This is a genomic window from Burkholderia sp. AU39826 (assembly GCF_020419965.1).
In the GTDB taxonomy this organism is placed as follows: Bacteria; Pseudomonadota; Gammaproteobacteria; order Burkholderiales; family Burkholderiaceae; genus Burkholderia; species Burkholderia semiarida.
This window is the reverse complement of record NZ_JAIZQG010000015.1, coordinates 152,163-172,446: the sequence shown is the minus strand read 5'-3', so window position 1 is coordinate 172,446 and position 20,284 is coordinate 152,163. Positions and strand designations below refer to the sequence as shown.

Genomic DNA, 20,284 nt, shown 5'->3' with positions numbered 1-20,284 from the left:
CCCCCTTTGCCTGATGACCATAGCGAGTCGGTCCCACCCCTTCCCATCCCGAACAGGACCGTGAAACGACTCTACGCCGATGATAGTGCGGATTCCCGTGTGAAAGTAGGTAATCGTCAGGCTCCCTCAAGCCAAGAACCCCCGCCCGACAAGGCGGGGGTTTTTGCATTTCGGCGATGGAAATGCACGCGGACGGGCAAAGCGTTGCCAAGGTGACCTACCTGAGTGAACTTCCCGTCCGACACATCGATCGCGGCGTCGATTCTCCCAATGGCTGCCATCTCTAGTGATTCAGCCGCATACTGGCCGTATCTCCGATCAAGGTCGCATTTGCCTTGAAGCGCCTCACCGGCAAGCAGTCCAGTGCGGTTGCTTTCCCTCCACTGCACCGGCACCTCCACTTGGTCTTCGGTCAGATAATCCCCAATCGGTGCGAAATGAACGCGTTATTCGGCGTGTCCACGTAAAATTTGCGAATCCCCATCTCTGCATTCAAGACCATGAACGCCGCCACCCAAGTAGCCCGGGCCGTTTGCCCGCATGATTGTCCGGACACATGCGCAATGCGTGTGACCGTCGAAAATGGCAAGGCGATCAAGGTCACGGGCGATCCCGACCATCCGCCGACGCAGGGCGTGTTGTGTACGAAAGTGAGCCGATACGCGGATCGCGTTCATCATCCCGACCGCCTCACTGTCCCGCTCAAGCGTGTCGGTGCCAAGGGGGAAGGGCGTTTCATGCCAATCAGCTGGAGCGAGGCGTTCGACGAGATTGGGCGTCGCCTCGGTGAAATCGCCGCGCGCGCGCCGGAGGCGATCGTGCCATACAGCTATGCGGGAACGATGGGGCTCGTGCAAGGCGAGGGCATCGCCCAGCGCTTCTTTCACAAGCTCGGCGCCTCGCGGCTCGAGCGCACGATCTGCTCGGCAGCCGGCGCAGCGGGGTTGCGATATACGTACGGCGGCAACGTCGGCATGCATCTCGAGTACTTCGAGGAAAGCGAACTGATTCTGATATGGGGCGCGAATCCGATTGCATCGAGCCTGCACTTCTGGACCCGCGCGCAGGAAGCGAAGCGCCGGGGTGCGCGTCTTGTCGCGATCGATCCGTATCGTTCGCTGACCGCGGAGAAATGCCACCAGCACATCGCATTGAAGCCCGGTACCGATGGCGCGTTTGCGCTCGGCATGATGCATGTGCTGATTACCGAAAACCTGCTCGATCACCGTTACATCGCCGACCATACGCTCGGCTTCGACGCGCTCAAGGCGCGCGCCATGTCCTATCCGCCGGAACGCGTTGCGCAGATCTGCGGCATCGACCCATCGGAACTGATCGATCTTGCGCGTCGCTACGGCGCCACCCGCAAGGCTTCGATCCGCCTCAACTACGGCATGCAGCGTGTTCGCGGCGGCGGCAATGCCGTGCGCGCGATCGCCAGCCTGCCGGCGTTAACGGGAGCATGGCGCGATCGGGCTGGCGGCCTGCTGCTCTCGTCGTCGGAATCCGCACCGGTCAACCAGGCGGCGCTGCTGCGTCCGGATCTGATGCCGGGTTGGCCGCACAAGCTGCCGCGCATCATCAACATGAATGCGATCGGCGACGCGTTGCTGCACCCGGGTGACGCGACATTCGGGCCGAAAGTCGAAGCGGTGATCGTGTACAACTCGAATCCGGTCGCGGTCGCGCCCGATTCGTCGAAGGTTGCCGCAGGCTTCGCACGCGATGATCTGTTCACGGTCGTTCTAGAGCACTTCAAGACAGATACAGCCGATTTCGCCGACATTGTATTGCCGGCGACCACGCAACTCGAGCATCTGGATGTCCATAAGTCGTACGGCCATACCTACGTGATGGCAAACCTGCCGGCGATTCCGCCGGTGGGCGACGCGCGGCCGAACACGGAGATCTTTCGCGGGATCGCACGCAGTATGGGCCTCGACGAGCCCGCGCTCTATCACAGCGACGAAGAGGTCGCGCGCGCGGCGCTTCGCTGGGACGATCCGGCGCTCGACAGCGACTGGGACACGCTGAAGCAGGCCGGCTGGCTGAAGCTCAAGCTGCCGGACGCGCCGTTCGCGAACGGCGGCTTCCGCACGCCTTCGGGAAAGTGCGAGTTCTACAGCCCGCGGCTCGAGCAGGTGGGCAAGGATCCCGTCCCCGACTACCTGCCGCCGTTCGAATCGGCCGAAGCCGCGCCCGAGCTCGCCGCACGCTATCCGCTGGCGATGATTTCGCCGCCGGCCCGCCACTTCCTGAACAGCACGTTCGTGAACGTCGACAGCCTGCGTTCGACGGAAGGCGAGCCGCACCTCGACATGCACCCGTCCGACGCCAGCGCGCGCGGCATCGCGGAGGGCGACGTCGTCCGGATCTTCAATGACCGCGGCTCGATGCAGGCGCTCGCGCGAATTACCGATCGTGCGCGTGCCGGGCTGGTCGTCGGGTTGTCGATCTGGTGGAAGAAGCTGTCGCCGGACGGCAGGAACGCGAACGAAGTGACGAGCCAGGCGCTGACCGATCTGGGCAATTCGGCGACGTTTTACGATTGTCTTGTGGAAGTTGAGCGGATTTGATCGAATATTGCCGTATGATCAGACGATATCGATAGGAAGTTCGAAGTGGACATCTAACCCTGTTGTCTCGGGGCGGGGGAGCCGTTAGGATGCGTTTTAGCACGACCATTCGAAAATCTGTGAGGAGACGCGCGGTATGGACAAAATTTGGCTGAAATCGTACCCACCCGGCGTTCCAGCCGAAATTGACTCCTCGCCTTATCCGTCTGTCCCTGACCTGCTCGACGAGAGCTTCCGTCAGTATCGGGACCGTACCGCGTTCGTCTGCATGGGCAAGGGCATTACGTACGGCGAACTCGACACGCTGTCGCGCCAGTTCGGTGCGTGGCTGCAATCCCGCGGTCTGGCACGCGGGGCGCGCGTCGCGATCATGATGCCGAACGTGCTGCAATACCCGGTGACGATCGCCGCGGTATTGCGCGCCGGCTATACCGTGGTCAACGTCAATCCGCTCTATACGCCGCGCGAGCTCGAGCATCAACTGAAGGACAGTGGTGCCGAGGCGATCGTCATCCTGGAGAATTTCGCGTCGACGCTGCAGGCCGTCATCGCCAATACGGCCGTCAAGCACGTGGTCGTCGCATCGATGGGCGACCTGCTGGGCATCAAGGGATGGCTCGTCAATTACGTCGTGCGCAACGTGAAGAAGATGGTGCCGGCGTGGCAACTGCCGTCGTTCACGCGCTTCAAGGCCGCGCTGTCGGAAGGCGCGCGGCAGGCGTTCAAGCCGCAGAAAATCGGCCCCGACGACGTCGCCTTCCTGCAGTACACGGGCGGTACGACCGGCGTCGCGAAGGGGGCGACGCTGCTGCACCGGAACATCGTGTCGAACGTGCTGCAGGCGGGCGCCTGGCACCATCCGGCTCATGAGAAATTCCCGGACGTGAAACAGTTCGTGACGGTCGTCGCGCTGCCGCTGTATCACGTGTTCGCGCTGACCGTCTGCGGTTTCCTGACGATGCGCACGGGCGGCATGGGCATCCTGATCCCGAACCCGCGCGACATCGCCGGGATGATCAAGGAGCTGAAGGGCTACCAGATCTCGACGATTCCGGCCGTCAACACGCTGTACAACGCGCTGCTGAACCATCCCGAATTCGGTCAGCTCGACCTGTCGAAGCTCGTGATCGCCAACGGTGGCGGCATGGCGATCCAGGAAGGCGTGGCGAAGCGCTGGTATGAAAAGACCGGCACCGCGATCATCGAAGGATACGGGTTGTCCGAAACGTCGCCGGTGGCTACCTGCAACCCCGTGACGGCGACCGAATACAGCGGCACGATTGGTCTGCCGCTGCCGTCGACCGAAGTCGCGATCCGCGACGATGCCGGCAACGACGTCCCGCTCGGCGAACCCGGCGAGATCTGCATCCGCGGGCCGCAGGTGATGGCTGGCTACTGGAACCGGCCGGACGAGACCGCGAAGGTCATGTTCGCGGACGGCTTCTTCAAGACGGGCGATGTCGGCGTGATGGATGCGCGCGGCTACGTGAAGATCGTCGATCGCAAGAAGGACATGATTCTCGTATCCGGCTTCAACGTGTATCCGAATGAAGTCGAGGACGTGGTGGCGTCGCATCCGGGCGTATTCGAGGTGGCGGCGGTCGGCGTGCCGGACGAGCATTCCGGCGAAGCCGTGAAGCTGTTCGTCGTGAAAAAGGATCCGGCGCTGACCGACAAGGACATCCTCGCCTATTGCAAGGAGCGGCTCACCGGGTACAAGCGGCCGAAGCTGGTCGAGTTCCGCACGGAGCTGCCGAAGACGAACGTCGGCAAGATCCTGCGGCGCGAACTGCGCGACGGACGCGCGTAACGCGCGCAACGATGCGATCGAACGACAAAGCCCGGCACTTGCCGGGTTTTTTGTCTGTGGGGCGGGCTGGATGACGGAAGCGCGCGTTACGTGCGGGAGACCGCGGCAAGCCTCGCGTTTCGGCCTGACGGTCGGGGGGAGGGGACGGCGCGCCGCGACGTGCGTCTACCGTCGACCCGCTCGACCCACTGCCGCCGACCCGCCACCCGCCGGCCTCCCCGCCGCCCCGGAAAAGAAAAAGGCGCCCGAAGGCGCCTTCAATATGCCGCGGCTTGTCAGACAAGCTGATTAGAACTTGTGACGGATACCGACGCGTGCCGCGACCTGGTTGCTGGTGCTCGACCCGGCCAGACCGTTGATCGCTGCCGTTGCCTTCAGGACGTTGCCGTTCGAATCGAGCACGTTGCCCGATGCGTGCTGGTACACGCCGATCACGTAGACGTCGGTGCGCTTCGACAGGAAGTAGTCGACGCCCAGCGAGCCCTGGTGGTACTTGGCCGCCGAGTTGCCGTCGATCTTGCTGCCTTGCGTGTAGTCGTACGCCGCGCCGAGGATCAACGCCGGGGTCAACTGGTACTTGAAGTTGATTTCGCCATTGTTGAACGTCGCGGTCTGGTTCACGAACGGGCCTGCCGAGAAGCCCTTGAACTTCGTGTTCGAGTACGTCGCACCGATCGTCGCCGCGCCGAACGTGTACGCACCGCCCGCGCCGATGACCTGGTACGTGTTCGCGTTGTTCGCGTACGCGCCGTAGATCGGCGACGAGACCGACGAAGACGTCGAGCCGTTGTTGAACATGCCGCCGAACTGGTTCGGCGTACGTGCGTTCAAGTAACCGACGCCCAACACCAACGGGCCGTTGGTGTAGCCGGCGCCGAGCGACCAGACCTGGTTCTTCGAGAACTGGCCCGCCTGACCGCCGAAGCTGTACAGGCCGCCGAACGTGAGGCCGCCGTAGTTCGCGCTCGTGAACTTGACCGCGTTGTTCACGCGATACGCGTTGTTGAAGTTGTCGAGGTCGCCCGGGTGAGCGGCGATGTAGCCGCCCCACTGGTCGCCTGCCTCGAGCGGGCCGACGAAGTCGACGACGGAGTCGTACTGACGACCCAGCGTGACCGTACCGTACGGGCTCGACAGGCCGACGTAAGCCTGACGACCGAACATCAGGCCGCCCTGACCGAGCCTGCCGCTGTTCACGTCGAAACCGTTTTCGAGGGTGAAGATCGCCTTCAGGCCGCCACCGAGGTCTTCGGTGCCGCGCAGGCCGAAGCGGCTGCCTTGCATCACGCCGCTGGCGAGGCCGTACAGGTGCTTGCCGCCTGCGTTGTTGTTGAAGAGGAAGCCTTCATCGATGATGCCGTAAAGCGTCACGCTGCTTTGCGCATGGGCAGCGCCAGCGAACGCGCCCAGCGCGACGAGCGCGAGAAGCGACTTTTTCATTAGCGGATCTCCAAGAATCACTGAATTTTTTTGACGGGGCGGATAGTTATGTTCTGTCGACGAGCCCCATCAACTTCGCAAGAAGTCGGACGTAATGTAGCAAAGCCGATTTTTGCCACAAAGCGAAATGCTGCTGCTCAAGGTCGCCATGTTTCCTTTATGCAACAATGGTTAAAATCACGGGTTAACCGCAATTTCCGCTGAATAATCAAGTCGGTTACGCAGCGGACTCGTGCCCTTGCCGCGCGCAGCGGCACCTGCAGCCAGGAGAACAGGATGGTGTTGGATGAACTGATCAGCGAATTCGATCGTGGCCTGCGATCGCTGACCGGCATTAGCCGGATGAGCCGGCCGGTGCCCGTGCCGGCCGATGCGCCGGACGTCGAACTGACGCCCGCCGAGCGCACGCACGCGGCCGGACTGATGCGTGTGAACCACGTCGGCGAGGTCTGCGCGCAGGCGCTCTACCAGGCGCAGAAGCTCACCGCGCGCACGGCGTCGGCGAAGGCGATGTTCGAGGAGGCCGCGCGCGAGGAGGAGGATCACCTCGCGTGGACCGCGCACCGGCTGAAGGAGCTCGACTCGCGGCCGAGCCTGCTGAATCCGCTGTGGTATGCCGGCGCGCTCGCGATCGGCGTGGCGGCCGGCTCCCTCGGCGACAAGGTCAGCCTCGGCTTCATGGCCGAGACGGAGCGGCAGGTCGAGAGCCATCTCGAAGGTCACATGTCGGAGTTGCCGGCCACTGACGCCGCGTCGCGCGCGATCGTCGACCAGATGCGGATCGACGAAGTGAAGCACGGCAAGGCCGCGACCGACGCCGGCGGGATCGAGCTGCCGCTGCCCGCGCGGATGCTGATGCGTGCCGCGTCGAAAGTCATGACGAGCACCGCGTACTATCTCTGAGATTTGCGCCGGGGCGGCGTGGGACGTCGCCCCGGTTCGCCGCCTCCGGCATCGCCCGCTTACTCCTCGTTTTCCCGCCCCCGAAAGCCCCGTCCGCACGCCCGTCTGGCCCGTCTTTCTCACGTATCACCTTCACAAGTTGCACTAGCTCATTCATTTATAACGGTTTTTGGTATGAGGGGCCGCATGAGCTTGTGCGCGTAAGTCCTTGTTCTAACTAACAAAATTCGTCAAAAAAGCGGGCCGCTCCCTTGACCGTGCCACACCCTTCCACTAAAGTGGGAGACAGTGTGAGAAAGTGTATTTTTGTGTGATTTAGCAGGCTGTTCCGGCTAAATTCTCAGCATTGAGCGGGTGCTTCGGTGCCCTGAACGGGAGAGCGGAAAGTGTTCCAAGGGGCGTCGGCGCTGACGCTCGATGCGAAAGGGCGGATGTCGGTGCCGGCTCGCTATCGCGAAGCGCTGCAAGGACAGGCAGAAGGACGGGTGACTGTGACCAAGCACCCGGACGGCTGCCTGTTGCTGTTTCCGCGCCCCGAATGGGAAGTGTTCCGCGCCAAGATCGCCGCGCTGCCGATGGACGCGCACTGGTGGCGGCGAATTTTTCTCGGCAATGCGATGGATGTCGATCTCGACAGCGCGGGCCGGATTCTCGTATCGCCCGAGCTGCGCATGGCAGCCGGACTGGAAAAGGAAGTCATGTTGTTGGGAATGGGTAGTCACTTCGAGCTGTGGGATTCGCAGACCTACAACGCGAAGGAGCAGGCAGCGATGGCGCAGGGCATGCCCGACGCGCTGAAGAATTTCACGTTCTGATTGCGGTGACGGAGACGCCCGCGATGGGAAATGAATTGCGGCATCGGACGGTGCTGTTGGATGAGGCGGTCGAGTCGCTCGTGACGCGGCCGGACGGCGTGTATGTCGACGGCACGTTCGGGCGCGGCGGCCACAGCCGCGCGGTGCTCGCGCGGCTGGCGGCGGCCGGGCGGCTGATCGCGTTCGACAAGGATCCGAGGGCGATCGAGACGGCGCAGGGCATCGAGGATGCGCGCTTCTCGATCGTGCATGACAGCTTTGCATCGATGCGCGACGCGCTTGCGGCGCGCGGCGTCGAGAAGGTGTCGGGGGTGTTGCTGGACCTGGGCGTGTCCTCGCCGCAGGTGGACGATCCGGCGCGCGGCTTCAGTTTCCGCGCCGATGGTCCGCTGGACATGCGAATGGATCCGACGCGTGGCGAGTCGGCGGCCGAATGGCTCGCGCGGGCTTCGGTGCAGGAATTGACGGAGGTGATACGGGATTATGGGGAAGAACGGTTTGCTTTTCAGATTGCAAAGGCGCTTGTTGCTCGCCGGGCAGAGTCCGACCGTCTTGGGCCTCTCGACACCACGGGCGAGCTTGCCCAAATCGTGGGTCACGTCGTCAAAACCCGTGAGAAGGGCAAGGATCCGGCAACCCGCACCTTTCAGGCTATACGGATTCACGTCAATCAAGAGCTTGCGGACCTGCAAGTCGTACTAGACGCGGCACTGTCGTTGCTGGAGCAAGGGGGGCGGCTGGTGGTCATCAGCTTTCATTCACTCGAGGACCGGATCGTCAAGCGATTCATGCAGGCGCACGCGAGTGCGCCTGCGGTCGATCGTCGCCTGCCGATCCGCGCCGTCGATCTCCCGAGCCCGCCGCTCAAGATCATCAGCCGCCAGTTTCCGAGCGACGCGGAAGTCGCTGCGAATCCGCGCGCCCGCTCGGCCGTGATGCGCATCGCGGAGCGCGTCACGCCATGAGCCGCCTCAATATCTTCCTGCTGATCATCGTGATGGGTTGCGCGCTGTCGGTCGTCAACTCGACGAACCAGCAACGTCAGATCTTCATCCAGCTGCAGCGCGCGCAGTCGCAGGAGCGTCAGCTCCAGCAGGACTACGCGCAGCTTCAATATCAGCAGAGCGCGCTGTCGAAGACGTCGCGCATCGAGCAGCTCGCGAACGATTCGCTGAAAATGCAGGCGATCTCGACGGGCCGCACGCAATACCTGACGCTGCCGCCGGGCGCCGCGAAGGCGATCGACGCGCCCATCCCGGCGTCGGCCGACACGGCCGGCAAGGGCAAGGGAGGCGCGCGATGAAGCCGTCCCCGAAGCGCCAGAACGTGAAGTTCTCGTCGAGCCCGGTGCTGGGCGTGCATCTGCCGATGTGGCGCTCGAAGCTCGTCGTGTTCCTGCTGTTCATGGCGTTCGTCGCGCTGGCCGCGCGGGCGTTCTGGATCCAGGGGCCCGGCAACGCGTTCTATCAGAAGCAGGGCGAAAGCCGCTACCAGCGCACGATCGAACTGCCCGCGACGCGCGGCAAGATCCTCGACCGCAACGGGCTCGTGCTCGCGACGAGCCTGCCCGTGCGCGCGATCTGGGCGATTCCCGACGCGGTGCCGGACGATCTCGACGCCGACAAGATCAACCAGCTCGGCAAGCTCCTCGGCATGACGCCGAAGGAACTGCGCGTGAAGCTGTCGGAAGACAAGGGCTTCGTCTACGTGAAGCGCCAGGTGCCGATCGACGTCGCGGACAAGGTCGCCGCGCTCGACATTCCCGGCATCTATCAGCGCAACGAATACAAGCGCTTCTACCCGGAAGGCGAGATCACCGCTCACCTGATCGGCTTCACGAACGTCGAGGACGAAGGGCAGGAAGGCGTCGAGCTGGGCGACCAGAAGATGCTGTCCGGCACGTCGGGCATGCGTCGCGTGATCAAGGACCGGATGGGGCACATCGTCGAGGATGTCGCCGAGCAGATCCCGCCGCACAACGGCACCGACGTCGACCTGTCGATCGACAGCAAGATCCAGTACATCGCGTACGCGAACCTGAAGGCCGCCGTCGAGAAGTTCAAGGCGAAGGCCGGCGCGGCGATGGTCGTCGACGTGCGTACCGGCGAAGTACTCGCGCTCGTCAACTATCCGACGTACAACCCGAACGACCGCTCGCGCATGACCGGCGAGCAGTTGCGCAACCGGATCATGACCGACGTGTTCGAGCCGGGCTCGATCATGAAGCCGTTTACGGTATCGCTCGCGCTCGACTTGCACCGCGTGACGCCGAACACGCTCGTCGAGACGGGCAACGGGCATTTCGTGCTCGACGGCGCGCCGATCACCGATGACGCCGGCTTCGGCACGCTGACGGTCGGCGGCGTGATCCAGAAGTCGAGCAACATCGGCGCGACGAAGATCGCGATGACGATGCGGCCCGAGGAAATGTGGAACATGTATACGAGCATCGGCCTCGGCCAGGCGCCGAAGGTCGGCTTCCCGGGCGCGGTGGCCGGCCGCCTGCGGCCGTGGAAGAGCTGGCGCCGCATCGAGCAGGCGACGATGTCGTACGGCTACGGCCTGTCGGTGTCGCTGTTCCAGCTCGCGCGGGCGTATACGGCGATCGCGCACGACGGCGAGCTGATGCCCGTGACCATTTTCAAGACCGACCCCAATCAGCCGATCGCGGGCACGCAGGTGTTCAACCCGACCACCGCGCGCGAAGTACGCGCGATGCTCGAGACGGTCGTCGCGCCGGGCGGCACGTCGCCGGATGCGGCCGTGCCGGGCTATCGCGTCGGCGGCAAGAGCGGCACCGCGTACAAGCACGAAGGCCACGGCTACACGCGCAAGTACCGCGCGTCGTTCGTCGGGATGGCGCCGATGCCGAACCCGCGCGTCGTGATCGCGGTGTCGGTCGACGAGCCGACGGCCGGTAGCCACTTCGGTGGCCAGGTGTCGGGCCCCGTATTCTCGGCGATCGCCGGCGACACGATGCGCGCGTTGAACGTGCCGCCGAACATGCCGATCAAGCAGCTCGTCGTGTCCGACGATTCGCCGGACTCCGCTGCCGCAAAAGGCCCGCAAAAGCTGGCTACGGGGGGCGGCGCGAAGCATATGATCGTATCCAGCACGACCCGTAATTCACCAGGAGTTGTTCGATGAGCGCCGCCCGCAGTTCCCATCCGGCGCATCAGCAGATCGCAGCCGCGCTCGCGTGGCTGCGTCAGCATGTGGCCCCCGCGGCGCAACTGCATGCCGACACGCGCAGCCTCGAGGCTGGCGACGTGTTCGTCGCGTATGCGGTCGACGGGGCAGATAACCGCGCTTTCATGGCCGACGCCGTCGCACGCGGCGCGGCCGCCGTGCTGTATCAGCCGGAAGGGCTGGTCGACGCGCCGGCCGTACCCGTCGCGCTCGCGGTGCCGGCGCTCGATCAACTCGCCGGCGAGATCGCCAGCGGCTGGTACGGCGATCCGAGCGACAGCCTGCTCGCGATCGGTGTCACGGGCACGAACGGCAAGACGTCGTGCACGCAATGGATCGCCACCGCACTGACGGCGCTGCGCGAGCCGTGCGCGGTGATCGGCACGCTCGGCACCGGGATGCCCGGCCAGCTCGTGCCGACGGGCTTCACGACGCCCGACGCGCCGCAGCTGCAGCGCAGCCTCGCGCAATTGCGCGACGCGGGCGCGCAGGCCGTGGCGATGGAAGTATCGTCGCACGCGCTGCACCAGGGGCGCGTGAACGGAACGGCGTTCGACATCGCGGTGTTTACGAACCTCACGCAGGATCACCTCGACTATCACGGCACGTTCGACGCGTACGAGGCCGCGAAGGCGAAGCTGTTCGCATGGCGCGGCCTGCGCGCGGCGGTGATCAACCGCGACGACGCGGCAGGCCGCCGCCTGCTCGAGAAACTGGCCGGCCGCGTGCGCACGATCGCGTACGGAATCGGCGACGCACCGGCGCCCGACGCCGATCGCGCGCTGGTCGCGCTCGACGTGCGCGCCACCGCGACGGGTACCGCATTCCGCCTGCGTTCGTCGTGGGGCGACGCGGACGTCGAGGTCGGCACGCTCGGCACGTTCAACGTCAGCAACCTGCTTGCCGTGCTCGGTTCGCTGCTCGCGGCCGACATGCCGTTCGACGCGGCACTCGCCGAGATCGAGCGGCTCGAGTCGGTCAACGGCCGGATGCAGCGGCTTGGCGGCCGGCTGCAGAACGACGAACCGCTCGTCGTGATCGATTACGCACACACGCCCGATGCGCTCGAAAAGACGCTCGATGCACTGCGCCCGATCGCCGCGGCGCGCGGTGGCCGGCTGATCTGCATGTTCGGTTGCGGCGGCGATCGCGATGCGACGAAGCGCCCGCTGATGGGCGCGATCGTGGAGCGGCTCGCCGACGAAACCGTCGTCACGAGCGACAACCCGCGCAGCGAAGATCCGCAGCGCATCATCGATCAGGTCGTCGCGGGCATGACCGCACCCGATCGCGCACGCCGTATCGAGGATCGCGCGAGCGCGATCCTGCAGGCCGTGCGCGGTGCCGCACGCGAGGACGTCGTCGTGCTGGCCGGCAAGGGCCACGAGGCCACGCAGGAAATCATGGGCAAGAAACGCGCATTCTCCGACCAGGACCACGCACGGCTCGCGCTCGCGGCGCGCGCGACGCACGGCAAGGGAGGCGCCGAATGACGATGCTCAGTCTCGGCGAAGCCGCCCGCCTGATTCCCGGCGCCACCGTCCATGGCGACGCGGGCGTCACGTTCGACCGCGTGTCGACCGACAGCCGCACGGTCGGCCCGGGCGACCTGTTCGTCGCGCTGAAGGGCGAGCGCTTCGACGCGCACGACTTTCTCGGCGACGTCGCCGCGCGCGGAGCGGCCGCGGCGCTCGTCGCGCACGCGCCGGCGGGCGTCGCGATGCCGATGATCGAAGGCGGCGAAACGCGTGCCGCGCTCGGCGCGCTCGCGCATGGCTGGCGCATGCGGTTCCCGCTGCCGCTCGTCGCGGTGACGGGCAGCAACGGCAAGACGACCGTCAAGGAAATGATCGCGTCGATCTTCGCGGCGGCGGTAGGCGCCGACGCGCGGCTCGCGACGGCCGGCAACCTGAACAACGATGTCGGCCTGCCGCTGACGCTGCTGCGCCTGTCGGCCGCGCATCGTCTCGCGGTGATCGAGATCGGCATGAACCACCCGGGCGAAACCGAAGTCCTCGCGCGTCTTACCGCGCCGACGGTGGCGCTCGTCAACAACGCGCAGCGTGAGCACCAGGAATTCATGGCGACGGTCGAAGCCGTCGCGCTCGAACACGCAGCCGTGATCCATGCGCTGCCGCCGGACGGCGTCGCGGTGTTCCCGGCCGACGACGCGTACGCAAGCATCTGGCGCGTCGCGGCGACCGGCAACCGGATCCTCGATTTCGCGCTGCACGACGCCGAACGGCAGAACGACGCGCAGGTCGTCGGTCGCCTGCACGGCGGCGAACTCGCGATCGACACGCCGGCGGGTGCCGTCACGGTGCGGCTGCGCGCGCTCGGCGAACACAACGCGCGCAACGCACTCGCCGCGACGGCCGCTGCGCTCGGCGCCGGCGTCGCGCTGTCGGCGATCCGGCAGGGGCTCGAATCGTTCGAACCGGTCAAGGGCCGGCTGCAAGTGAAGCAGGCGAGCGTCGGCAGCCTCGCCGGCGCGACGGTCGTCGACGATACCTACAACGCGAACCCCGATTCGATGCGCGCCGCGATCGACGTGCTCGCCGCACATCCGGCGCCGCGCGTGCTGGTGATCGGCGACATGGGCGAGGTCGGCGATGAAGGGCCGGTCTTCCACCGCGAGATCGGCGCGTACGCGCGCGAACGCGGGATCGACGCGCTGTTCGCGCTCGGCGACGCATCGCGCGACGCGTGCACGGCCTACGGCGACACCGCACGCCATTTCGGCGACGTCGGCGCGCTCGTGTCGGCGCTGCTCGCGGCCGGTTACGGCGCGCAGGCGACGGTGCTCGTGAAGGGCTCGCGGTATATGAAGATGGAGCGCGTGGTCGACGCGCTGACGAACCAACCCGCGGCGGGCACGGTGCCCGCCGCACACTGAGTAGAAGGAAGGAAGCATGCTGCTGGCGCTGGCGCAATGGCTGCAAGGAGACGCAAGCTTTTTGCGCTTGTTCACGTACCTCACGTTCCGTGCGGTGATGGCCACCATCACCGCGCTCGGGATCGGGCTCGTGTGCGGACCGTGGGTGATCCGCAAGCTGACGCAAATGAAGGTCGGGCAGGCCGTGCGCAAGGACGGCCCGCAGACCCACCTCGTCAAGTCCGGCACGCCGACGATGGGCGGCGTGCTGATCCTGATCGGCATCGCGGTCGCGACGCTGCTGTGGGGCGACCTGACGAACCGTTTCATCTGGATCGTGATGCTCGTCACGTTCGGTTTCGGCGTGATCGGGTGGGTCGACGATTACCGCAAGGTCGTCCACAAGGACCCGCGCGGGATGTCGTCGCGCGAGAAGTATTTCTGGCAGTCGGTGATCGGGCTGTTCGCGGCCGTCTATCTCGCGTTCAGCGTGTCCGAGGCGAACAACGTTCGCGTGTTCGACCTGTTCATGGCGTGGGTGAGGAGCGGCCTGTCGATGGGGCTGCCGGCGCGCGCCGACCTGATGCTGCCGTTCCTGAAGTCGATCAGCTACCCGCTCGGCGTGTGGGGCTTCATCGTGCTGACCTACTTCGTGATCGTCGGCGCGAGCAACGCGGTGAACCTCACCGACGGCCTCGACGGCCTCGTGATCATGCCGGTCGTGCTGGTCGGCGCGTCGCTCGGTGTGTTCGCGTACGTGATGGGCAGCGCGGTCTATTCAAAATACCTGCTGTTTCCGCACATCCCCGGCGCGGGCGAACTGCTGATCTTCTGTTCCGCGATGGGCGGGGCAGGGCTCGCGTTCCTCTGGTACAACACGCACCCCGCGCAGGTGTTCATGGGCGACGTCGGCGCGCTGGCGCTGGGCGGCGCGCTCGGCACGGTCGCGGTGATCGTACGCCAGGAAATCGTGCTGTTCATCATGGGCGGCATCTTCGTCGCGGAAACGCTGTCGGTGATGCTGCAGGTGTCGTGGTTCAAGTACACGAAGAAGCGTTATGGCGAAGGCCGGCGCCTGCTGAAGATGGCGCCGCTGCATCACCATTTCGAATTGTCCGGCTGGAAGGAAACGCAGGTGGTCGTGCGTTTCTGGATCATCACGCTGATGCTGTGCCTGTTCGGTCTGACCACCCTCAAGCTGCGGTAAAGGAAAGGTAACAAGGATGTCTGGCGAGATGTTTGGAGATCGGCAACGGCCGATGGTGCTCGTACTGGGGCTCGGGGAATCGGGTCTCGCGATCGCGCGATGGTGCGCGAGGCACGGGTGCCGGCTGCGTATTGCCGATACCCGCGAGGCGCCGCCGAACTTTGCCGCGCTGCAGGCCGAAGGCATCGACGCGGAATTCGTCGGCGGGGCGTTCACGCCCGCGCTGCTCGACGGCGGCGTCGAGATCGTCGGGCTGAGCCCCGGGCTGTCGCCGCTGGAGCCGGCGCTCGCGGCGCTGGTCGCGGCCGCGAACGAGCGCGGCATCGCGGTATGGGGCGAGCTGGAATTCTTCGCGCAGGCGCTGCGCGCACTCGGCACGAGCGGCTACCAGCCGAAGGTGCTCGCGATTACCGGCACCAACGGCAAGACCACGACGACGAGCCTCACGGGCCTGCTGTGCCAGCGCTCGGGCAAGAAGGTCGCGGTCGCGGGCAACATCAGCCCGGCGATGCTCGACCGGCTCGCGAGCGCGATCGACGAAACCGCGTTGCCCGACGTCTGGGTGCTCGAACTGTCGAGCTTCCAGCTCGAGACCGCACGCACGTTCGCGCCCGATGCGGCCGCGATCCTCAACATCACGCAGGACCATCTCGACTGGCACGGCAGCTTCGACGCGTACGCGCAGGCAAAGGGCCGGATCTTCGGCGCGACGACGACGCGCGTGCTGAACCGCGACGACGCGGCCGTGATGCAGTTCGCGCCGGCAGCCGGCGCGGCCGACGCGCCGCGCACGGTCACGTTCGGCCTGAACGAGCCGACGCAGGACGGCGACTACGGGCTATCGCGCGACAACGGCATCGCGTGGCTGGTGGAGGCCGTCGATCGCGACGCGCCGGATGAGGCGACGACCCGCCGGCGCAAGCGGGACGCCGCGCACACGCCTGACATCGCGCAGAAGCGCCTGATGCCGGCCGACGCGCTGCGCATCCGCGGGCTGCACAACGCGGCGAACGCGCTGGCCGCGTTCGCGCTCGCTCGCGCGATCGATCTGCCCGCCGCGCCGCTGCTGCACGCGCTGCGCGAATACCGCGGCGAAGCGCATCGCGTCGAAGTGATCGCGACGATCGACGACGTCGACTACGTCGACGACAGCAAGGGGACGAACGTCGGCGCGACGGTGGCCGCGCTCGACGGGCTCGCGCAGAAGACCGTGCTGATCGCGGGCGGCGACGGCAAGGGACAGGATTTCGCGCCGCTCGTCGCGCCGGTCGCGCGCTGGTGCCGCGCGGTGATGCTGATCGGCCGCGACGCGCCGGCGCTGCGCGACACGCTCGCCGAAACGGGCGTGCCGCTCGCCGACCACGCGACGCTCGAAGGCGCGGTGCGCGCGGCGGCCGAGCTGGCCGAGCCGGGCGATGCGGTGCTGCTGTCGCCCGCGTGCGCGAGCCTCGACATGTTCAGGAACTACGCCCATCGCGCGGAGGTGTTCCGCGCGGCGGTCGACGCCATCGCCATCGACAAAGGAGCGACGCCATGAGCTGGTCCGATCGCCTCGTCTCCCGTTTCAACGACCGACGCGACACCGGCGGCAACGCCGCGGGCGGCCGCGTCGCATCGGCCACGCGCGCCGCGACGGGCGGCCTCGCCAGCGTCGTCAACGGTGTGCGTCCGACCCGTTCGCGGATGCTCGATTTCGACTATTCGCTGCTGTGGGTCGCGATCGCGCTGCTCGGGCTCGGCGTCGTGATGGTGTATTCGGCGTCGATCGCGATGCCCGATTCGCCAAAATACGCGTCGTATCACGATTACGCGTTCCTGATGCGCCACTGCGTGTCGCTCGGCGTCGCGTTCGGCGCGGCGGTGATCGCGTTCCGCGTGCCGGTGTCGACCTGGGATAAATACGCGCCGCATCTTTTCCTGATCGCACTCGTCGGTCTCGTGATCGTGCTGATCCCGCACGTCGGCAAGGGCGTGAACGGTGCGCGCCGCTGGATTCCGCTCGGCATCACGAACATGCAGCCGTCGGAAATCATGAAGCTCGCGGTGACGATTTACGCGGCGAACTACACGGTGCGCAAGCAGGAATACATGCAGAGTTTCGCGAAGGGCTTCCTGCCGATGGCGTTCGCGGTCGGTCTCGTCGGCGCGCTGCTGCTGCTCGAGCCCGACATGGGCGCGTTCATGGTGGTCGCCGCGATCGCGATGGGCGTGCTGTTCCTCGGCGGCGTGAACGGCAAGCTGTTCGGCGGCCTCGTCGCGACGGCGGTCGGCACGTTCACGATGCTCGTGTGGCTGTCGCCGTGGCGTCGCGAGCGGATCTTCGCGTATCTCGATCCGTGGGACGAACGCTACGCGCAGGGCAAGGCCTACCAGCTCACGCACTCGCTGATCGCGTTCGGCCGCGGCGAATGGTTCGGCGTCGGTCTCGGCGGTAGCGTCGAGAAGCTGAACTACCTGCCGGAAGCGCATACCGACTTCATCCTCGCGGTGATCGGCGAGGAGCTCGGTTTCATCGGCGTGCTGGTCGTGATTCTGCTGTTCTACTGGATCGTGCGCCGCGCGTTCGAGATCGGCCGCCAGGCGCTCGCGCTCGATCGCACGTTCGCGGGCCTGATGGCGAAGGGCATCGGCATCTGGTTCGGCGCGCAGACGTTCATCAACATGGGCGTGAACCTCGGGCTGCTGCCGACCAAGGGCCTGACGCTGCCGCTCGTGAGCTACGGCGGTTCGGGCATTTTGCTGAACTGCGTCGCGCTCGCGGTGCTGCTGCGGGTCGATTACGAAAATCGCGTACTGATGCGGGGAGGGAAGGTATGACCTCCCCGCGTCAGTACGCGATTTCGGTGAAGGCTAACTTCGTGCGCGAAGCGCGCGAAGTTAAGCGAAGCGGCCGTAGCCAAAACATGCGTTCATTCTTGCTGATGCGGGGAGGGAAGGTATGACCGCGTCGCAACGCACGCTGATGGTGATGGCAGGCGGCACCGGGGGCCACGTGTTCCCGGGGCTCGCGGTCGCGCACCGGATGGAAGCGGCGGGCTGGCGCGTCGTATGGCTCGGCAATCCGGCCGGGATGGAAGCGACGCTCGTGCCGAAGCACGGCATTCCGATGGAGTACGTGCGGTTCGGCGGGCTGCGCGGCAAGGGCCTGAAGACCAAGCTGACGCTGCCGGTCAACCTGCTGCGCGCATGCTGGCAGAGCCTCGGCGCGCTGCGCCGCGTGCGGCCGGACGTCGTGCTCGGGATGGGCGGCTACATCACGTTCCCGGCGGGTGTGATGACCGCGCTGTCGGGGCGTCCGCTCGTGCTGCATGAACAGAATTCGATCGCGGGCCTGACGAACAAGGTGCTCGCGAAACTCGCGAAGCGCGTGCTCGTCGCGTTCCCCGGCGCGCTGCCGCACGCGGAATGGACGGGCAACCCGATTCGCGCGGAACTTGCGCATACCGAGCCGCCCCACGCGCGCTATGCGTCGCGCAGCGGCCCGCTGAACGTGCTGGTCGTCGGCGGCAGCCTCGGGGCGGCCGCGCTGAACGAAGTCGTGCCGCGCGCGCTGGCGCTGCTGGCGCCGGGCGAGCGCCCGCGCGTCGTGCACCAGGCCGGCGTGAAGCACATCGATGCATTGAAGGCGAATTACGAAGCGGCCGGTTTCGCGGCCGGCGAAGACGTGCGGCTCGTGCCGTTCATCGACGACATGGCGGCCGCGTATGCGGCGGCGGATCTGGTGATCTGCCGGTCGGGCGCGATGACGGTGTCGGAGATCGCGGCGGTGGGCGTGGCGGCGCTATTCGTGCCGTTCCCGTACGCGGTCGACGATCACCAGACGACCAACGCCGCGTTCCTCGCCGATGCCGGTGCGGCCGTGCTGGTGCAACAACGCGACCTGTCGGCGGAACTGCTCGCCGACTGGCTGCGCGGCCAGTCGCGGGCATCCCTCGCGGAGATGGCGGAACGTTCGCGCTCGCTCGCGAAGCCCGAGGCCACCGACGAAGTCGCGCGTGTGTGCGCGAAGGCGGCCGGCGCGAACCTGGAACAACTGCAATGAAACACATCGTCAAACACATTCATTTCGTCGGGATCGGCGGCGCGGGCATGAGCGGCATCGCCGAAGTGCTCGTCAACCTCGGCTACGCGGTCAGCGGCTCGGACCTGTCGCGCAACGCGGTGACCGATCGCCTCGCGGCGCTGGGCGCGCGGATCGCGATCGGCCACGACGCGGCGAACATCGAGGGCGCGAACGCGGTCGTCGTGTCGACGGCCGTGCGCTCCGACAATCCGGAAGTGCTGGCCGCTCGCCACCAGGGCGTGCCGATCGTGCAGCGCGCGGTGATGCTGGCGGAGCTGATGCGCCTGAAGCAGGGCATCGCGATCGCCGGCACGCACGGCAAGACCACGACGACGAGCCTCGTCGCGAGCGTGCTCGCGGCGGGCGGGCTGGACCCGACGTTCGTGATCGGCGGCCGGCTGATCAGCGCCGGCGCGAATGCACGGCTCGGCACGGGGGATTTCATCGTCGCCGAGGCCGACGAGTCGGACGCGTCGTTCCTGAACTTGTATCCGGTGATCGAAGTCATCACGAACATCGACGCCGACCACATGGACACCTACGGCCACGATTTCGCGCGGCTCAAGCAGGCGTTCATCGAATTCACGCAGCGCCTGCCGTTCTACGGCAGCGCGGTGGTGTGCGTCGACGATCCGAACGTGCGGCAGATCATTCCGTTCATTTCGAAGCCGGTCGTGCGCTACGGCCTGTCGCCGGACGCGCAGGTGCGCGCGGAGGACATCGACGCGCGCGACGGCCGGATGCATTTCAACGTGATCCGCGAAGGTCGCGCGCCGCTCTCGGTGGTGCTGAACATGCCCGGCCTGCACAACGTGCAGAACGCACTCGCGGCGATCGCGATCGCGACCGATCTCGGCGTGTCGGACGACGCGATCCAGCTGGCGCTGGCGGAATTCAACGGGGTCGGCCGGCGCTTCCAGCGTTACGGCGAAGTGCCGAGCGCGGACGGCGGCCAGTACACGCTGATCGACGACTACGGCCATCACCCGGTCGAGATGGCCGCGACGATCGCGGCCGCGCGCGGTGCGTTCCCGGGCCGCCGCCTCGTGCTGGCGTTCCAGCCGCACCGCTACACGCGCACGCGCGACTGCTTCGACGATTTCGTCAACGTGCTGTCGACGGTCGATGCGCTGGTGCTGACGGAAGTCTACGCGGCGGGCGAAGCGGCGATCCCGACGGCCAGCGGCGACGCGCTGTCGCGTGCGCTGCGCGCGGCGGGCAAGGTCGACCCGGTGTTCGTCGCGACGGTCGACGACGTGCCGGACGCATTGGCGAAAGTCGCGCAGAACGGCGACGTGGTGATCACGATGGGCGCGGGTTCGATCGGCGGCGTGCCGGCGAAGCTCGTGCAACACACTGAACAGAAGGCATGACATGAAACGACTCCCACGCTTACTTCGTTCGCT

Annotated in this window: 15 protein-coding genes and 1 rRNA gene; 15 read left to right on the top strand and 1 reads right to left on the bottom strand. The window is 66.2% G+C overall.

Going from position 1 to position 20,284, the window contains the following annotated elements; translation table 11 throughout:
• Positions 1–9 precede the first annotated feature (9 nt).
• From rrf to LGM42_RS23505, 3 genes are all read left to right on the top strand, one after another.
• Positions 10–122, top strand: a 5S ribosomal RNA gene (gene rrf, locus LGM42_RS23515).
• A gap of 378 nt (positions 123–500) precedes the next feature.
• On the top strand, positions 501–2,576 hold the full coding sequence (locus LGM42_RS23510) for a molybdopterin-dependent oxidoreductase (RefSeq protein WP_226233298.1): 2,076 nt from the start codon (positions 501–503) through the stop codon (positions 2,574–2,576).
• A 136-nt stretch (positions 2,577–2,712) separates the two neighbouring features.
• Positions 2,713–4,386: a long-chain fatty acid--CoA ligase gene (locus tag LGM42_RS23505; RefSeq protein ID WP_060312574.1), complete on the top strand. Its 1,674-nt coding sequence runs from the start codon at positions 2,713–2,715 to the stop codon at positions 4,384–4,386.
• 288 nt (positions 4,387–4,674) lie between these two features.
• On the opposite strand, the gene LGM42_RS23500 is transcribed toward LGM42_RS23505, so the two are convergent.
• Positions 4,675–5,826, bottom strand: coding sequence for a porin (locus LGM42_RS23500; protein ID WP_059580821.1), 1,152 nt, complete (start codon positions 5,824–5,826; stop codon positions 4,675–4,677).
• Positions 5,827–6,102: 276 nt separating this feature from the next.
• Between LGM42_RS23500 and coq7 the strand changes: the two genes are divergently transcribed.
• From coq7 to murC, 12 genes are all read left to right on the top strand, one after another.
• On the top strand, positions 6,103–6,729 hold the full coding sequence (gene coq7 / locus LGM42_RS23495) for a 2-polyprenyl-3-methyl-6-methoxy-1,4-benzoquinone monooxygenase (RefSeq protein WP_226233297.1): 627 nt from the start codon (positions 6,103–6,105) through the stop codon (positions 6,727–6,729).
• A gap of 386 nt (positions 6,730–7,115) precedes the next feature.
• Complete coding sequence (gene mraZ / locus LGM42_RS23490) at positions 7,116–7,544, top strand: division/cell wall cluster transcriptional repressor MraZ (protein WP_006487094.1); 429 nt, start codon at positions 7,116–7,118, stop codon at positions 7,542–7,544.
• Positions 7,545–7,567: 23 nt separating this feature from the next.
• Complete coding sequence (rsmH, locus tag LGM42_RS23485) at positions 7,568–8,509, top strand: 16S rRNA (cytosine(1402)-N(4))-methyltransferase RsmH (protein WP_059581194.1); 942 nt, start codon at positions 7,568–7,570, stop codon at positions 8,507–8,509.
• Complete coding sequence (gene ftsL, locus LGM42_RS23480; RefSeq protein ID WP_059580826.1) at positions 8,506–8,847, top strand: cell division protein FtsL; 342 nt, start codon at positions 8,506–8,508, stop codon at positions 8,845–8,847. The genes rsmH and ftsL overlap by 4 nt, the downstream gene beginning before the upstream one ends.
• Positions 8,844–10,691 carry a peptidoglycan D,D-transpeptidase FtsI family protein gene (locus tag LGM42_RS23475; protein WP_226233296.1) on the top strand — a complete coding sequence of 616 codons (1,848 nt, stop codon included), beginning with the start codon at positions 8,844–8,846 and terminating at the stop codon, positions 10,689–10,691. Before ftsL ends, LGM42_RS23475 begins: the two co-directional genes overlap by 4 nt.
• Positions 10,688–12,226 (top strand): UDP-N-acetylmuramoyl-L-alanyl-D-glutamate--2,6-diaminopimelate ligase, encoded by a 1,539-nt coding sequence (locus LGM42_RS23470; RefSeq protein ID WP_226233295.1) that lies wholly within the window; start codon positions 10,688–10,690, stop codon positions 12,224–12,226. Before LGM42_RS23475 ends, LGM42_RS23470 begins: the two co-directional genes overlap by 4 nt.
• Positions 12,223–13,629 carry a UDP-N-acetylmuramoyl-tripeptide--D-alanyl-D-alanine ligase gene (locus tag LGM42_RS23465; RefSeq protein ID WP_226233294.1) on the top strand — a complete coding sequence of 469 codons (1,407 nt, stop codon included), beginning with the start codon at positions 12,223–12,225 and terminating at the stop codon, positions 13,627–13,629. Before LGM42_RS23470 ends, LGM42_RS23465 begins: the two co-directional genes overlap by 4 nt.
• 16 nt (positions 13,630–13,645) lie before the next feature.
• Positions 13,646–14,815 carry a phospho-N-acetylmuramoyl-pentapeptide-transferase gene (gene mraY / locus LGM42_RS23460; RefSeq protein WP_006477019.1) on the top strand — a complete coding sequence of 390 codons (1,170 nt, stop codon included), beginning with the start codon at positions 13,646–13,648 and terminating at the stop codon, positions 14,813–14,815.
• Between the two features lie 28 nt (positions 14,816–14,843).
• Positions 14,844–16,352: a UDP-N-acetylmuramoyl-L-alanine--D-glutamate ligase gene (gene murD / locus LGM42_RS23455; protein ID WP_226233293.1), complete on the top strand. Its 1,509-nt coding sequence runs from the start codon at positions 14,844–14,846 to the stop codon at positions 16,350–16,352.
• Positions 16,349–17,632, top strand: a complete 1,284-nt coding sequence (gene ftsW / locus LGM42_RS23450; RefSeq protein WP_059580840.1) for a putative lipid II flippase FtsW — start codon at positions 16,349–16,351, stop codon at positions 17,630–17,632. The genes murD and ftsW overlap by 4 nt, the downstream gene beginning before the upstream one ends.
• Before the next feature lie 121 nt (positions 17,633–17,753).
• Positions 17,754–18,857, top strand: coding sequence for an undecaprenyldiphospho-muramoylpentapeptide beta-N-acetylglucosaminyltransferase (murG, locus tag LGM42_RS23445; RefSeq protein ID WP_060312589.1), 1,104 nt, complete (start codon positions 17,754–17,756; stop codon positions 18,855–18,857).
• On the top strand, positions 18,854–20,251 hold the full coding sequence (gene murC / locus LGM42_RS23440; RefSeq protein WP_226233292.1) for a UDP-N-acetylmuramate--L-alanine ligase: 1,398 nt from the start codon (positions 18,854–18,856) through the stop codon (positions 20,249–20,251). The genes murG and murC overlap by 4 nt, the downstream gene beginning before the upstream one ends.
• Positions 20,252–20,284 lie beyond the last annotated feature (33 nt).